The sequence below is a fragment of the Parapedobacter pyrenivorans genome, from assembly GCF_014636865.1.
In the GTDB taxonomy this organism is placed as follows: domain Bacteria; phylum Bacteroidota; class Bacteroidia; order Sphingobacteriales; family Sphingobacteriaceae; genus Parapedobacter; species Parapedobacter pyrenivorans.
On the sequence record NZ_BMER01000005.1, the window covers coordinates 132,939 to 149,703 of the forward strand.

Consider the following 16,765-nt stretch of genomic DNA (forward strand, 5'->3'; position numbering starts at 1 on the left):
TTGCCATGACCCCAGATACCGATAATACGCAGTTGTTGGAGGCCTTACGAAGTGGGGAGGTGAGCGCTTTTGAACAGATTTATTCGCGGATGGGTGGGCAATTGCTTCACTATGTGCACAGTAGAATTCAAAATCGGGCGGTCAGTGAAGAAATCATTCAGGAAATATTTATTTCCTTATGGACGCGCAGGCGCGACCTTAGCATCCGGACAGCGTTGGAACCTTATTTATTCAGTGCAGCGAAGCACAAAATTTTGAGCCATATCCGATCGGAGAAGGTACGCCGGCGGTATGCCGAGCATTTTGCCTTGTTCGTTGCCCAGCATCACGCGAATATGACCGCGGATTTACTGGACGCGGCAGATTTGGAAGCCGTGATCGAAGAGCGGATTTCCACATTGCCTCCCAAATGCCAGCAGGCTTTTCGCATGAGCCGGTTTGCACACAAGTCGATTGCAGAAATTGCCGAAGAAATGGGTATCTCTGCGCGGACGGTCGAAAATTACATTACAAAGGCACTGAAATATTTACGGGAGGCCTTATCCAGGGGACAGTGGACGTTCGTGTTAATCGGGCTGTTTTTATCCTGTTTTTAGTTAATCCGTCAACGGGCTATTGGTTTGATCTTTCGATCCAACGTGTCCTTCAGCGCATGCATTTTTTGTGGGTAAGTAGCACTCAGATCCTCGGACTCCGTAGGATCGTTGGCCAGGTTATACAAAGCCCAAGCAGGATCTTCCTTGTCTTTCACGAGTTTCCAGTCGCCAACCCGGATAGCCCTATTCCCTTCGTGTTCCCAATAGAGGCTGCGCACTTCCGGGGAATCGCTGATGCGGTTTTGTCTCAGCAACGGTAACAGGCTGATGCCGGGCAAGTGGCTGTCGGCGGTCGCTCCGGATAACTCCCGTAGGGTGGGCATCAAATCGATGATGTGACCCACACCGTCGGTGAATTCTCCGGGTTGTTTGATTCCCTGCGGCCAGTACCAGATAGACGGCGTCGCAATGCCGCCTTCGTGCATGTATTTCTTGTATTTTTTGAAAGGCGTATTCGATGCGTACGCCCAGGGAGCTTCATAAGCGGTGTAGGAGCCGCGTTCTCCGATGCGCTTGGTAGCATCGTTAAGACCCCTCCGTTCCACGCTTTCGGCACAGGCACCGTTGTCCGAAAGGAACACGATGAGCGTATTCTCCAACACCCCTTTTTCTTCGAGTTGATGGACCAATCTTCCGATGTTCTTATCCATAACTTCGATCATCGCTGCGTAAACAGCCATTTTTCTGGCCCATTGCTTTTTGTCAGGAATCGAGTCCCACGCCGGGATGTCTTCGGGCCGGACACCGGGTATGTAACGGTCGTCTATCACTCCGCTTGCCTTCATCTGCTCAAATCGCGATGCGCGTATCGCATCCCAGCCGCGTAAGTAACGCGTTTCATACTTCGCCACGATGGAATCGGGCGCATGCAGCGGCCAGTGTGGAGCTGTGTAGGCAAGGTAAAGCAGAAAGGGCCGCTTTGCGGTGTGGCTGTCGGCATAATGCTCGTTAACGAACGTGAGCGCAGTATCAGTAAACGCATCGGTCATGTAAAACCCTGCTGCTGGGGGATTCCAAATGGCGTCGTCCCGTACCATCACCCGCTTGCGCTTTTCGTCTACTAATTCATAGTAGCTACTCGCGCCCGAGATGAGCCCGAAATACCGGTCGAAGCCCCGTTTCCGGGGCCAGTGTTCTGGTCGCTCGCCCACATGCCATTTTCCGGCCATGTAGGTGCTGTATCCCGCTTCACGCAGCACCTCGGCAATTGTCGGCCGGTCGGTGCGGAGAAATCCCTGGTACGGTCCGGGGGTGATGGGTTCATCGGCGTAGCTGACCATATGACCCATGCCGGCATCGTGCGGATACTGGCCCGTCAGTAACGAGGCGCGCGTGGGGCAGCATCTTCCGGCATTGTAAAAGCTCCGGAACCGCATTCCTCCTTCCGCAAGCTTATCGATGTTCGGCGTATGTATTTCGCCGCCGTAACAGCCGATATCCGAATAGCCCATGTCGTCAGCGAGGATAATTACGATGTTGGGGCGATCTGCTGTGCCCCGTTGGGCGAAACTTGGGTTGCAGCAACCGGCAAGTAGCAGCATCAAAATTGGGAAAATGGTCGTCTTCATCGGTTTCAATCGGTTTGGTGCATTCCTTTTATTTCGGCGAGCAGCGCCTGCAATTCCGTTACTTTAGCTGGAAATTGCTGGTATAGATTGGTGGTTTCCTGCGGATCCTTTTCAAGGTTGTACAGCTGCCCGACGGGCCCGCCGGGCACAGCTTCTTCACGTTGAGGTTCGGAAAAGCCGCCGGATCCCAGTCCGTCTATCAATTTCCACGGACCTTTGCGGATGGCAAGATAACCGTTTGAAGCCTGATGGATCACGGCGCGCTGATCGGGAATGTCGGCTGTCTCCCCCTTCAATACGGGCAAGATACTGTAACTGTCGGGAGCAGCATCTGCCGGTATTCCGGTTTGCAGGATGGCAGCACAGGTAGCCGAAAGGTTGGTCAACGTCGTCAACGCATCACTCGTTGTACCCGGCTTCACCGCAGCGGGCCAGCGCACGATAAAGGGGATGCGGTGGCCGCCTTCCCAGGCATCGCCCTTCATTCCGCGATAGGGACCGGTTGCGCGGTGGTGAAAACGTTCGGCAAATTGCGGACGCCAGTAGGGACCGTTGTCGCTGGTGAAGACGACCAGTGTATGCTGTGCGATGCCAAGGCTGTCGATTGCCCGTAATACGCGACCTACGGCATCGTCTACCATTTGTACATAATCACCATAATCCCCGGCGTTGGAGGCTCCGCGCTGGTCACCGGTAGGTAACCACGGTGTATGGGGTGCGGGAAGGGGAAGGTACAGAAAAAACGGCTGCGGCTGCTTTGCTTGCCGTTCGACGTATTGCACGGCCTTGTCGGTAAACGTCGGCAATACGCGGTCAAATTCAAACGAAGAAGCCATTTTCCCCGCGCGCCAAAAGGCACCAGTATACCCCGTATTCAGGTCGTTGCCCGGTGTGTGGGCGGTGGGAAGCTCAATCAGCGTATCCCGCTCAAGGTAACAGTAAGGCTCCATGTCGAGCGAGGCCGGGAGTATAAAGGAATAATCGAATCCAAGGCTCAACGGCCCTCCCGTTGGCGGTTTGGTAAAGTCGATGTATTCGGGATTCATGTCTTTCAATAGCCCAAACTCGTTCATTTGCGGATTGCTGGGATCAAGCACGTCGCGATGCGCTTCCTTGACCGCCCAATCCAACCCCAGATGCCATTTGCCGATGACGGCGGTGTGATAGCCTTGTTGTTGGAGTAAAGTGCCTACCGTAAAATTACCTGGTGGGATGAGGGCGCGGCCATATCCCCGGAGTACGCCGACAGGTAAACGGCTTCTCCAGGCGTACGTACCCGTCATAATCCCGTATCGGGTGGGTGTACAAACTGAGGTGGGAGCATGGGCATCCGTAAACCGCATCCCTTGCCTGGCCAGACCGTCGATGTGGGGTGTATTAATCCGACCGTTGGGATTATAGATGCTCACGTCGCCGTAACCCAGGTCGTCGGCAAGAATGTACACGATGTTGGGTTGGACTTGCTGTGCCTTGATCGGTTGGACGCCGGGTCCAAGCCCAATTAGGCATAGCAGGATATTCTTAAAAAGGGAGTTATTCATGAGAGCTATTCATCATTAGTTCAAACGGTTGTAATGGCTTGTAAATTGTACGTACACATTTTCCGGAATGGAGAGGTGATCGTCCGTCTGTTCCATATGTGCCCGGAGGCAAGTCAACAGTTCGCGCACCCGGCGTTCGTTTTCCCGTTGGAAAGCGAGGTTCATTTTTTCCTGCGGATCTTCGGTTACCTGGTATAATTCGAGGAATACCTCGTCACCAAATAGATCGACGATCAATTTATACCCATCCTTTACGACTGCCCGCTGGAAGTTTCCCAGGGAACCGTTGCCGTCGTATTGCAGGAATATCGGTCGTGCCTTGTTTGGCTGCTCGTTACGCACCAACGGGAGTAACGACTGGCCATCAAGGTCCTCCGGAACGGGCACACCCGTATAGTCCAATAAGGTAGGCAATACGTCTACCAGGCTCACCGGCTCAACAATGGCTGTACGGTCAACCGGAAAACCAACCGGAAACCGGATATACAACGGTACGCGGACGGACTCTTCATACATGCAGTTTTTCTGCCAGAGCGAATGGCTGCCGAGCATTTCGCCATGGTCGGCGGTGAAAATAACGATGGCTTGCTCGTAAAGGCCTTCTTCTTTCAGTGTTTGGACGATCCGGCCGACCTCGTCGTCCAGCAGCTTGACCAGACCAAGGTATTTTGCCCAGGTGTCCCGCCATTCGTCGCGGGTGTATCGGGTACCCAAAAATCCGGTAATGTTGTACAATTGCAGGGGAGATTGCCCGGGGTACCACTGGCCGACATTGTCCGGCAAATCCACCTGTTGGCTGGGGATTACTGAAAAATAAGGTTCGGGGATATGGAAGGGTGGATGCGGAGCCAGAAACATGCAGTTGAGCAGCAACGGCTTGGTTTTGTCGCGCTGTCGGATGGCCCGCTGTGCCTCGTTGCTGAAATACCGGTCTGTAAAGTAGTCGACGCCCGGGGCGTAGGGTGCGGCAAAAGGCGTTGAATAATACCGGGCGCCGGTATGGCGTCCGGATACCTGTTCAGGAACCAATGCCTTGAAAGCACGTCCTCCGGGCTTGTCCACACCTTCTGATTTCATCCACTGCGCATACGTCTGCTGGGTAATCCAGTGCGTCTTACTTTCCGGATCCTTTTCAAGCGGGTCTTCGGTAAAAAGGTGTTGCTTGCCCACATGCCAGCTGTCCCAACTATCCTCCATCAGGGTATATAGGTTGGGAATGCCCGCACTTACATACCCATAATGGGCATCCTGTGGCGCCCACGGGTTAATCAGCGAATGCGTGCGATTGGGATAAAGCCCGGTGAAGAAAGAGGCCCTCGAAGGCGCACAAAGCGGTGAGGCCGCATACGCGGAAGTAAACGAGACGCCGGCCTCCGCAAGTGCCGAAATATTCGGTGTCATTTCGCCGATGACATCGGCCCGCAACTGGTCGGCCATGATGATGATAATCGGCGGGGAAGCTTTCTGCTGTCCGGATGACCGGGCAGCGAAAAGCAGCAGGTACCCTACGAGCAGAAAGGATAAAGAACCGTACTTCATGGTTTTGCTATTGATAACGCGTTAATAATTCGGGATTCACCTTCTGGAAATAGGCAGTCATTTCGGCTTCTAATTCCTTGACTTTTCCGGGATTTTTATCGGCAATGTTATGCGTTTCACCCCGGTCTTCCTTGAGGTTGTACAATTCCACCTTGCCGGATTTCCAGAATTTCAACAGTTTGTAGTCGCCACTGATCACCGCTGAATGGGGATACCCGTCGTTGTAGCGGTGGAAAATGAGTGCGTTGTTTGTGCGCGCAACGGGTTTGCCCGTTTCGCCCCGGAGCAGGCTCACGAAGCTGCCGCCATCGGTGTCCAGGTTACTGGAAGCGGGGTTTCCACCGGCCAGCTCGGCAAACGTAGCCAGCAGGTCCCAACCGACAATTGGGGCGTCACATTGGCTACCGGCCTCAATACCGGGACCCATGACCAGGAACGGCACCCGTATGCCCCCTTCGTAAAGTGTCCATTTTCCGCCGCGAAGGGGATAATTCCGCATCGGCTTGGGAAACTTCGACGGGTGATCCAGCCGGTTCCGCACGGCAGGCATGAATTCGGTGGCGCCATTGTCGGCCATGAAAAAGACATAGGTGTTTTGGTCAATGCCCAGCCGTTCGAGGGTATCCAACACGGCTCCGATACTGTGATCGAGGTCTTCCAGCATACCTGCGAACGCAGGATCGTCATGCTTTTTTCCCCTAGGCTTTTTCTGGTATTTTTTATACGATTCGGCAGTCGTCTGCTTCTCTATATGCGTGGCATAGTGCGAGATTTGCAGGAAAAAGGGGACCCCGGCTTTCGCCTGGCGCGTCATGAAGTTGGCGGCCCGTGCCGCGAGTGTATTCGCCCGTTTCGGATCGCCCGTGATGAAATAATCGGTCCACTTGTCCGTTCCCTCGATGGCAAAATTGCCGTTTTTGTTTCCGGTATCGCCGTCGCTTTCATCATAGCCCGCATCTTCGGGGGAAAATCCGGCACGCATATCCCACTTGCCGAAATGAGCCGTCTGATAGCGGCTGTCGATGCCTTTGAGTACTTGGGGCAAGGTTGGGTAGTTCCCTGTCGTTGGCTGGTAATTTGCTCCAAACGACTCATCTCCCTGCCGGACGGGGGTATGGCCGAAGAGGATGCTTCGCCTGGAAGGCGAACAGATGGACGCGGAGGCATAAGTCCGGGAAAAACGCATGCCTGCGGCAGCCAACCGATCCAGGTTGGCGGTTTCGTGGTAATCACTGGCCGACTGCGGGTCGGCTTTGTCCATCGGTATGGAGAGCGATGACCAACCGAGGTCGTCGGCCAAAATGAATACGATATTAGGCAACGTAGGTTGTTGTGCGCATAGTTCTGTTGGAACTCCGGTTAGTAACGTGGACACCACTAAAAGAAGGGCTGTCCGGATCATGATTGATGATTTATGAGTAAGCATAGTGTGTATGGGTATTAACGATGTTGCCATCCACATCGTAGTGATTGAATTGAATGCAGGGATTTTCTTCTTCTCGGAATATCCGGACCTGCAGAAATCCGCCTTTGACACGCAGGAAACGGTGTTCCGGCCGCACATCGCCCGGTTTCCACCCCTGTGCATGGAAGTCGCTGACCGGGCCGGATCCGAACTCCAGCAGGCCTGTTTCAAGGTCTTCGGAGAAGTACTGCCAATGCCGGTCGCCGCTGACGACAAATAGCTGGTCTACCGTCGATAGGTACTGCCGCAACCAAGCTCCCTCTGTGTGGAAGTTTTTATTGGCGTGGTTATCTTTTTTGGTGTCCCGGTCGGGGCCCACAATCGGTGTGGGTGAAATGAGCAGTTTGAATGTTGCTGTGGAAGTAGCGAGGGTTTCCTTGAACCACGTTAGCTGCTCATCGCCCCAGATGGTTTTACCCGGGCCGTCGGGTAGGTCGTTGTTGGACCGGTATTCACGCGCCTCGATGAGCCAGATTTGTAGGTCTTTACCCCATTGATACGTCCGGTAGGGTTTTCCACGGAGCGCCACTTGTTCCGTCCATATCTTCATGCCGTCGGCATAGGAAAGCTCGCCGTAGGGTTGTGCAGTCGGGTCGACATCATTTTTCAGGAGGTCGTGATCGTCTTTGAGCATGTAGATGGGTACCTCACGGCAGAAATCACGGATAGCTGGCCTTGAATTCATGGCGTGCCATTTGTGCCGTGCCTTTTCCTGCGTCGTAGCCAGCGGCCCGGGTTTATCATAGTAGACATAGTCACCCGTGTGGACATAACAATCCGGCCGCAGCCGGCGCATGCTGTCGTACACCTTAAATCCCCGTTCCTTGTCGTCGTAACTCCAGAAGTACTGGCAGGTGCAGGCCACCAAATTCACTGCGGCGGGTGTTCGCGGGTCCGGTGCCGTCCGGAACGAACCGCCGATATAGGCGGAGGCGCCCTTCATTGACGCACGCGCTTCGACTTCAACGCGGTAATTTGTGCCGCTTTTCAGGTTGTCTATCGGGATTTTAACGGTATAATCGTCGTCAGCTGCGGCTGTGTACCAATCCGAACGGAACGTTTGTATACGACCGTTAAAGAGCGTAATCCGCACAAATCCCGAGGCACCGGCAACGGCACCGTCCATGTTGCCCACCGGCTGGTTTTCATCGAAATCGATAGGATGCCTGAATACCTCTTCCCGCCGGCTGTGCCGGATGGGAACGGGTGCTTCCTGGCGGCATAATCGGGTCCAGAAGATGGCCGACCGGTCGGTCACTTCGGAGATTTTAAATCCCGTTGTAAAATAAACCGGGAGCGAAATCGCGGCGGCGATTTCCTCGAAAGCAGGGAGCGCCATCATGCCAAGCCCCGTTTTCTTCAGGAAGTTCCTTCGGCTCTGTGTGTGCATGTTATTCTCCATCATGTTGCTCCTTATTTTGATAGGCGGGATTATACGCTCCCTGCTCGCGGAAGCCGGGGAATGGGCGCATTCTGCCAAACCGCGGATAGCTGTCAAATACATCGCTTCCCGAAATCATCCGCGGATCTCCCTGCTCGATCAGGAGTTGTTCGAGTTGGGTACGGAGCCTAGCCAGCACGTCGGTGTAGTGGCTATCGGCTGCCAAGTTTGCTACGCAGGCGGGGTCTTCGCGGATCGCGTACAATTCTTCGGCCGCCTGCTTGGCGGTAGCTAAGCCGTATTGCACCGGCCAACGGTACCGATTGGCGAGCAGGAGTTCTTTCGTGGGCGAATCGTCGATATCCTCAAAGCCCAACACGATCGGTTTCATACCGGTACCGACGGCACCACTGTCCGGGTTATCCGGCGGCGGATCGCCCATGGGCCACCGGTCGGGTTTAAGGTTGCGTATGTACAGGTACTCGGCGGTACGGATGGCTCGGGCGGGATAACCGAGGTTGTCCGGCCGGGCATGCGTATGCCGCTCCCTTCCGGTCAGCACAAACCGGTTGGCCGTATCAGCTAGGTTGCCGTTTAATAAAGGGATAAGGCTTTTCCCGGCGATTGCAGACAGGGGCTCCGCAGCGGCCCAATCGAGGATGGTAGGTGCCAGGTCAATGAGACTCACCGGCGCATCGACCAAGCGTTGCCCGGTGACTCCGGGACCGCAAATGGCCAGGGGCACGTGGATGCCATACTCATGCAGGCTGGCCTTGGCATGGGGGAAGGCCATGCCGTTGTCGGCTGTTACGACGATGATCGTATTTTCCAGTTCGCCCCTGCGCGCCAGCAGGTCGAGCATTTTCTTAAGGTGTTGGTCAAACCAGCTGATTTCCAATGCATAGTCCAATAAGTCGGTCCGTATCGTATCGTGGTCGGGCAGGAACGGGAGAACGTCCATTCCCGCCGAGTCCAATCCTTGGCGAAGGCCCGATCCGTATTCATATACCCGGTGTGGCTCATGGCAGCCAAACCAAAAGAAAAAAGGCTGTCCATCGGGCTTTTCCTCCAGGAAGCGTTCGAAATTAGCTGCGTAGTTTGTGGGATTGATCCCGCTGGTGGGTAGGCTGGTATATTTTTCGTTGTTATATTCGGGGCCTACGGGATTCTGCTTCCACCCGGCATCGCGCCAGTTGCCAGGCCCCCAAGCCTTGCCGGTATAGCCGGTAACATAGCCGGCCGATGCCAGTGCATCGGTGAACACTGGGAATTTCTTGGGGAAATAGCTGCTGTGTGTGCCCGCCTCTTCCAATTGCCAGATGTTGCGGCCGGTAAGGATGGCTGCTCTGGAAGGGCTGCATTGGGGGGCGGCGACAAATGCATTGCTGAACAAGACGCCATGTGCGGCCACGCTGTCAAACGCCGGGGTTTTAAACAGGGGCATGCCGTAGGCCGAAGCATGCGGAAAAGACTGGTCGTCGGCGATGGCAAACAGGATGTTTGGGGGCCGCTGAGACTTCGGTTTATGGGGTTGCTGGACACAGCCACCCCAAGCGACCAAGGATCCAATCAGTACGTTATAGATCAAGAACTTGTTCATTTTTTCTTGTTTTTGGTGTCGATTAGTAAACGTTGCTGCATGGCGTAGGGCAATTCATCCGAAGCCTCCACATAGCGGATATGACTACTGAGCATTTCGGCAAGTTTTGCACTGCCTTCTTGTTGACCGAAGGTTTTCCCGGCCAGCGAGAGCTGAGCGGCGTGCGTGGAAAAGGCGGTTGTGCCCGAGCGGTTCGTGACGGATAAGCCCGGTGAACGTGCGGTGTCCAATTGCGCACGGATATCCCAATCACCCAAAGAGACGGTCAGCACACCATCGCGGTAGGTCTCTTCAGCCGCTTCGATGTTGACGGTGGGGCCAATCTGAAAGACGGCGAGGAAACGTGTGGAGCGGATCTTGGCAACGTTGATCGCTTTGAGGTGCCATTGTTCATCGTCATAACGCTTCAGCTCCCCAAACTGATTGAGGCTTCCGCGCCAATTTTCTGCCCGTACTTCAAACGTATCGGCCAAACTCCAGGAAACTGCCGAGGGCGCCCACAGCTTACCTGCGCCGGAGAATCCCTCGAAGCGGGAAGAAAAGCGATTGGTTGCCGTATCGATGTGGATTTTGGCCATGCTATGGAGCAGCCACGACCAGCTTGCGGGATGGTCAGCCTCCAGTTCATCATACACCACGATAATATCGGGTTTAAGCAAGAGCAGGTGTCGGTGGAACTTTTTCAGCCCGTAGTCTTCGCCGGTTTCGGCACTGCTGTACGCGGCAGACGCATCCCCCATCACATAGGCCATTTCTTCCCCTTGCAGGAACCGGGGCATCCAGCCATATGCTTCCACACTATAGGGCTGGCCGGCACCATCGATCAACAGGCTGTTGTTGCTTTTGGTGTGCTGATACCAGCCCGTGCGGTGCGGGTCCTTCATCGTTACCTTATAGCCCGTGCGAAAGAAAGCACGTTTGCCGCCGTATAAGATGTTGAACGCATTTTGATCCGAAAGGAAGTGTCCGTACGAACCGAAGGGGCTCGACCGCATCGCTACCATGAGATTTTCAGGCGTATTGCCCGGATTGGAATGCAGTGCTGCCAGGCCGATTTCCCGGAAGATCTTTCCGGTTTCCAATTGCGCGGCGGCAGCCGAGCTGGCGATGGCCGCGTCTTCCGTCCGGGCCAGCCGGATCCACCGCAGGGACCGATCGGTAGCGATGTCCGGATTTTCGTATTGCCGGCACAGTTCCACATACCGCGCGGCTTTGGGATTTCCGGTCACTCTGGCGAGCATGTCTGCATAAGCAATATACGCCACGCCCGGCGAAAAGACCTCTTCGGTATTGTCTCCAAACCCGTCTGCCGCCGACCCGGGGGGGACATGGTATAGCAGCCAGTCGATGGTATGCGTATACCAGGGGTGTGTGTTGATAAAATCAAAACCGGTATACTGCTTGATGGTCAGGGGAATATCGATGAGTGTCGCCATATTCATCCGGAAATACGATGCCCCCTCAATCCATCCACCATCCACGCCACCCAATATGGGTGCGCGGGCAAGGAATAGTTCATACGCATATTCCAGCCATTGGGCAGCTTCAGGAACTTCCCCATATACGGCGATGCTGGTCTGAAAAAAATAATGCAGGATGTGCTGCCATACGTGGCCGCTCAATATTTTTGCCTCGACATCGTTCCGCCAGCTGGTGTAAAAGCTGGTGGCACGTTCGGCGATTGATCGAAGTATGTGGGCGCGGTCCGCGCTGGTCAGCGACCCGTGAAAGGTATCGAATACGAGCGCGAGGGCCAGCATGCAGCGTGCATCGCTGAAGTCGCTGATCCGGGATACCCCTTTGGGGTCCCACGTGGCAATTTCCCGGGCAATGCGTATCGCATGGAGACGGTACCGGCTGTCGCCGGTGAGGAGGTACGCCTGGCACAGCGGCAGCGTGGTGCCATAGGCGAAATCACCCAATCGCTTGCTGGCATCCTGCTCCTGTTTGCGATTCCGCTCGGCGTCGTCGTGCCGCCTTTTCGGCAGGCCGTCGCGCTCCGTCAAGATGGGCTGTTTCAGGGCCATTTCCGCTTCCCGGATAATCGCCTGCACATCACCGTCAGCAGCGAGGGACCGGATGCGGGTCGTATCTGCCCCATCTGCGAGTAAACGTGGATGAACTGCCGGTATTCCATCGAGGAACCGGTTTGCGGGTGGAGACACCAAGGAGATGGCGGAGGGTGTGATTTGAAAAGTCTGCAATGCAGACCAGGTTCCGCCGGATATCCGGTACTGCCAGTACCACGTTCCCTCTGAAAGGCGCTGGTGCGGATTGAACAGTGCCCAGGGAATGCCTTCGCGATGCAGTGTCTGTCCGTTTGCAAACAGCGAATCGGGTGAGAGACGGACGTCGTAACGCGCCGTCTTTTCCTTTTCTGCGGGCCAACGGAGGACAGGCGCATTGAATTGTGCCGCAATACCGGCCGTCGGTTCAGGGACGGAAAGGTACCGCGAGTAGACCGCATCGGGATACGACGTCGGCTGCGTACGTGGGCCTCCGCATTGAATGAGGATTGATGCGGCCCCGACCGCAAACAAGCGCATCAGTTGCTTACGAATCATGGCTTGTACGGTTTTGATGGGTGAGGTGCCAAACCCGGAAGTTCCGGTAGCGGAAGTGTGACCATTGCATTTGGCGGAAACCGATCTTACCTGCACCTAGGACAGGACCTTGTGTATTCCCATCGTCTGTCCAGTCAATGATTTTACGGCCATCGATAAAAAAGCAGATACGGCTTTGGTCTTTGACCAGCTTGATGTGGTGAACGGCAGGCGATGTCTTTGGGATGCCCTCTGGGCCGGTTTGTACCAGCGCGAAGCCACTATTCTTGCGTAAGTGGGCGAACTCGCGTGTCGGATTCTTGGGATTATTGGCGTAATAGGAGATGTGGTAGCTGTTGATCTGATCTTTTGTATAATACTTGAATGTGCCCTCGCGCGGAGGAAGCGCGGGGTCGAAGAGGTCTTCGCCGTTTTTTCCGGCCGCTGCAAAGAAGGTAATCAACAGGCCGGCCTCGGTGTGGAGGTTTTGCACTTCCCATTCGGCGACGAAACTGCCTGGAAAGGTTTCGGGGCACCAGAGCACGTGATGCCATTGCTGCTGTTCGGCCGATAGTTCCATCCAGCCGTTCTTAAATTCCATCTTGCCGGGTCCTTCCATCACCCATCCGCGGACAGCGGCCGGGTCTGACAACTTGTTTTCGTAAAGCAGTTCCCCCTTTTCATAGGTCACGGCAGGACCGGATTCTTCAAGCAGCCGAATAATTTCACATCCCGCTAGCAAGAACGCCCCCGTTCCATACGATTCCCAGTTTTCTTCGGAAAATGCCTTGGGTTCAATACCCGGCGGCTGCACAAAGCCCAGCCGTCCTTCCGCGTTGATGTGGCTACTCAACCCGGCCCAAGCCTTCTTGACGACAGGTAGGTAGGTGTCGGCGTCGAGTAAGCCGGTACGGATCCCCCAGGCAAACGCATAGCAAAAGAGCGCCGTGCTACTGCATTCCGGCTCTGGGAATGCGTCGTAGTCCAACAGGTTTGCCCGCCAAAGGCCGTCGGTTCCCTGGCGCGCGCGGATGGATGCGGCCATCTCCACAAATTGCTTTTCGAATCGGGGGCGGCCTTTAAAATCGACCGGTAGTTCACTTCCTATGCGCGCGATCGCTGCCAACACCCAGCCGTTGCCGCGGCTCCAAAAGACTTTCGCACCATTGGGACTTTTGGCGTCGAAGAACCGGTCGTCGCGGTAAAAGAGGTTTTCCGGTTGGGCATAGAGGTATTCCGATGTTTTCCACCAATGTTCGGTCAGGTAGTTGAGGTATTTTTCATCCCCTGTCAACCGGTAGTACTTTGCAAAGGCAGGTGGAGCCATGAAAAGCGCGTCGCACCATGACCACCATTCCCTGCGATAGGGGTTGTCTGTAAACTGTACGTCGGCTTTGGGTCGTCGGGCCAAATGGGCATCCAGCATCCATTTGCTGTGCTGGATACGTTGGCTGTCGGGTTGGTGCCGGAAGAGGTCCAGGTAAGTCTGTACCACCATTAAGCGGTCGGCATCATACACATCGGACATCCCCTGCCAATGATGGCTGGACGCGATATTGCAAAGGTAATCGTCGTAAATGGAGTCGCGTGTGGTTTCGTAAAGTGCCATTAAGCCTGCATACCACGTCCCTTCGTGCCAGTCGAGCTTCGGGTATTTGGCCGGCTGCTGCATCTGCCACCGTGCCGTTTTGTTCATCAGGTTGAGTATGTTGTCTTTTTGCCAGCCATCCTGTGCACTGACGGTTTGTATGGCGGTACTAAAAAGTAATAGCGTAAAAATCAATCTAATCATGGTAATAACGTATGAATATCAGCAATAAACACTTGCCTGTTTCCTTCGGGTGCTCCATTGAAGCAAATCTGGGTATAGTCCCTGTTCCAGGCAGGGTGAGGGTCCAGTTTATGATGGCTTCCGCCGGTTATGCGATCGGGAGGTAAATATTGGTTGCTGCCGCCGCCCACATCGGTCGGTAGGGTGCAGATAATCGTTTCGGTGTCGTATTTCAGATCAATGAGCCGAAGGGGGATTTCCCCGCTTTCAGGCACCACATAGGTTTGTTTGGGATAGGCATCCGCGAGCAGGTACCGCGAACCGGGGTGCATGGTGGGGTGGCCGCTGCCGAGGTGTTTTTCGGAGAGAACCGTAAACTGACCTCCCCTATAATCAAAGGAGCAAAACAGCATGTCTTTATACCCCAGCCAGGTCGGGATACAATTCATAATCACCCGTTCCCCATCGGGATGCCAGTTCGGGTGATTGCCGGAGCCACCCAATCGGGCACGCTGGTTCCACTTTTCGGCCGACAAACACTGGGTCAGCTCTTTTCCGTTGGTGTCCATCGAGAACAAGGAAGCATTGCGGCCCTCGCCGTCGACCTGCGCACGGAAGACCTGCAAAATACGGGTATTCTGCCGGTTGAATTTGGAATGGAAGAGGTAGCCGATGCTGCCGATGTATCGCTGGCGATCATTTTCGGCCACGGCGTCGAAAAATTGATCGATGGTGGCGAGCAGTGTCGTCTCGTTTCGCTCAAGCTCGGTTTTCCACAGCCCTTCGCGCGACATGTCTTCCGGTCGGAAGGGCTGGGGTTTGCCGGGAGGAGGATCGGGCACCGCATAGCCATATTGATGGATGTTCATGTTCAGGAGGTTCGGGCTGATTACCGATTTATCATCTGGCGCGATGTCGTATTTGGCCCCGGAGAAGGCCTTAATGTCTCCGGCTATCAGATCGATGCGTACACAGACGGGAATACCGTTGATGAGATCGTTGGTATACAGGTATCGGTCGGTAGCATGGCCCCACTGCACGTTTGCACCTACCTGGAAAGACCAAGCCTTGGTCTGGTAAACCGTGCGTATGGCTTGTTTTTCCAGATCGACCACACAAACAGCTGCGGTATCCCCCCAAACCGGTTTTTTGCGTTGGTACGGTAGCTTGGTTACGGCGAGGTACCGTCCGGATGGGCTCCAGGGGCATACATCATAAAAGGTATGCAGGTAAAACCCATCATCCGGTGTTACCTGCATAACCGGCGCAGCGGTGTTTCCACTCCGGAATGGGCGGAAATCAAACGGCGTCCAATTTTCTTCGCCTTTCGGGTTGTGAAAAGCCCAGACGCCCGGTAGCGTCAATACGGCGGTAAATCCCGCCGTTGTTTGGTATATAAATTCCTTTCGGGTCATTTATTGCGTAGTTTTGTCCGGTTCATTTCCATTTCGTTCAGCAAGGGATCATTTTGTGATTTCATCCAGTCTTCCAACAGCTGATACATTTCCCTTACGGTGCCGTTCAGCGCTTCGTCATGCGCACGGTTATTCAATTCATACGGATCTTGGAAGAGGTCGTACAGCTCAATAGGCGGCCGGCTCCGGTAATAACGGGCACGTTGGATAGCATTGGCATCGCCACTCGACAGCCACGAATCAAGCACCTGCTTGGCATCGATAACCGCCCGTTCGTCCGGTTCGTCCATCGCTTTCAACGAAAAGTGATTGCCTGAACGTAGGTTCACGATCAGTTTATAGCGGTCGCTTACCACCGTCCGTATGGAGTATTCATTGGCGCCCTGCACACCCAGATTGGTATAGCTGCCGTATACAGCGTGGTGCAGGGCCGTTGCCTGGCCCTGCAGGACGGGGGTAAGAGACTTGCCGTCCAGCGGTTGGGGAGCAACGCCTGCCATATCGAGTAACGTGGGGAGGATATCGACCATGCTCACGAGAGCATCGGAAACGGTACCCGGTTGCACCACGCCGGGCCACTTGACAATGAGTGGGATGCGTATGCCTTGTTCATAAAGCGTCCACTTGGCGAATGGGAAGGCAGGGCCGTGATCGCTGAGGTACAGCTGGATACTGTTTTCATTGAGACCAAGCCGCTCCAGCCAATACAGTACCGATCCGATTTCCTGATCGGCCAATGTCACGTGATCGTAGTAAGCCGCGGTATATTGCACGGTCTCCGGTGTATGGGGTAGCCATCGCTTGGGGGTGACCCGACCATGCCCCCCTTTCAGGTTAAAGTAGGGCTGATGCGGTGCGTTCAATGAAACGATCAGGCAAAACGGGCGTTCTTTCCGGCGGCTCAGGTACTCGGGTATCTGATACCGTTCCATATAGGTGAACGGAAACACTTCTTTTGGCTTGATGTGTTCTTTCCCGGCCAGTATGACTTCGTATCCGGCCGCGGCGAGGTAATGGGGCAGTGACTTGATACCCTCGAATACCGATCCGTGGTTGCGGGAGCACCCGTTACGGTGGGGGTATAAGCCCGTAAACAATGCCGAACGGGAGGGGGCACACACGGAAACCGGTGTATAGGCCCGGGTAAATACCATGCCTTCCCGCGCAAGCTGATCAATGACAGGTGTCAACACGTCCGTGTTTCCATAGCATCCTGCATCTTCCTGCCCATGGTCGTCCGAAAGGAAAACCACAATGTTTGGTTGAGGCTGAGCGTAGGTATCCAAGGAAGTGGTCAGTACCCACACCGCGAAGAAGAGAACCGGATAGCCAATCTTTCGCATCGT

General features: G+C 54.8%; 11 protein-coding genes. 1 reads left to right on the forward strand and 10 read right to left on the reverse strand.

What is annotated here, in order from left to right:
* The first annotated feature begins 5 nt into the window (after window positions 1-5).
* Window positions 6-596, forward strand: coding sequence for an RNA polymerase sigma-70 factor (locus tag IEV98_RS19720; RefSeq protein ID WP_188507757.1), 591 nt, complete (start codon window positions 6-8; stop codon window positions 594-596).
* A gap of 8 nt (window positions 597-604) precedes the next feature.
* On the opposite strand, the gene IEV98_RS19725 is transcribed toward IEV98_RS19720, so the two are convergent.
* From IEV98_RS19725 to IEV98_RS19770, 10 genes are read right to left on the reverse strand one after another with little or no spacing between them, the layout of a single operon-like run.
* Entirely contained in the window at window positions 605-2,164 is a 1,560-nt protein-coding gene (locus IEV98_RS19725) for an arylsulfatase (RefSeq protein ID WP_188507758.1), read from the reverse strand.
* Window positions 2,165-2,169: 5 nt separating this feature from the next.
* Window positions 2,170-3,705, reverse strand: coding sequence for a sulfatase family protein (locus IEV98_RS19730; protein ID WP_188507759.1), 1,536 nt, complete (start codon window positions 3,703-3,705; stop codon window positions 2,170-2,172).
* 15 nt (window positions 3,706-3,720) lie between these two features.
* Window positions 3,721-5,244: a sulfatase family protein gene (locus IEV98_RS19735; protein ID WP_188507760.1), complete on the reverse strand. Its 1,524-nt coding sequence runs from the start codon at window positions 5,242-5,244 to the stop codon at window positions 3,721-3,723.
* Between the two features lie 7 nt (window positions 5,245-5,251).
* Entirely contained in the window at window positions 5,252-6,646 is a 1,395-nt protein-coding gene (locus IEV98_RS19740; protein WP_188507761.1) for a sulfatase, read from the reverse strand.
* Between the two features lie 10 nt (window positions 6,647-6,656).
* A complete protein-coding gene (locus tag IEV98_RS19745) occupies window positions 6,657-8,114 on the reverse strand; it encodes an alkaline phosphatase D family protein (protein ID WP_229738865.1) in 1,458 nt (485 codons plus the stop codon).
* Window positions 8,101-9,690 carry a sulfatase family protein gene (locus IEV98_RS19750; RefSeq protein WP_188507762.1) on the reverse strand — a complete coding sequence of 530 codons (1,590 nt, stop codon included), beginning with the start codon at window positions 9,688-9,690 and terminating at the stop codon, window positions 8,101-8,103. The genes IEV98_RS19745 and IEV98_RS19750 overlap by 14 nt, the downstream gene beginning before the upstream one ends.
* The gene (locus tag IEV98_RS19755; protein WP_188507763.1) at window positions 9,687-12,254 is read right to left on the reverse strand and encodes a DUF4962 domain-containing protein; all 2,568 of its coding nucleotides are present in this window, start codon (window positions 12,252-12,254) and stop codon (window positions 9,687-9,689) included. The genes IEV98_RS19750 and IEV98_RS19755 overlap by 4 nt, the downstream gene beginning before the upstream one ends.
* On the reverse strand, window positions 12,244-14,025 hold the full coding sequence (locus IEV98_RS19760; RefSeq protein ID WP_188507764.1) for a DUF1961 family protein: 1,782 nt from the start codon (window positions 14,023-14,025) through the stop codon (window positions 12,244-12,246). Before IEV98_RS19760 ends, IEV98_RS19755 begins: the two co-directional genes overlap by 11 nt.
* A complete protein-coding gene (locus IEV98_RS19765; RefSeq protein ID WP_188507765.1) occupies window positions 14,022-15,419 on the reverse strand; it encodes a hypothetical protein in 1,398 nt (465 codons plus the stop codon). The genes IEV98_RS19760 and IEV98_RS19765 overlap by 4 nt, the downstream gene beginning before the upstream one ends.
* Window positions 15,416-16,762 carry a sulfatase family protein gene (locus IEV98_RS19770; RefSeq protein WP_188507766.1) on the reverse strand — a complete coding sequence of 449 codons (1,347 nt, stop codon included), beginning with the start codon at window positions 16,760-16,762 and terminating at the stop codon, window positions 15,416-15,418. The genes IEV98_RS19765 and IEV98_RS19770 overlap by 4 nt, the downstream gene beginning before the upstream one ends.
* Window positions 16,763-16,765 lie beyond the last annotated feature (3 nt).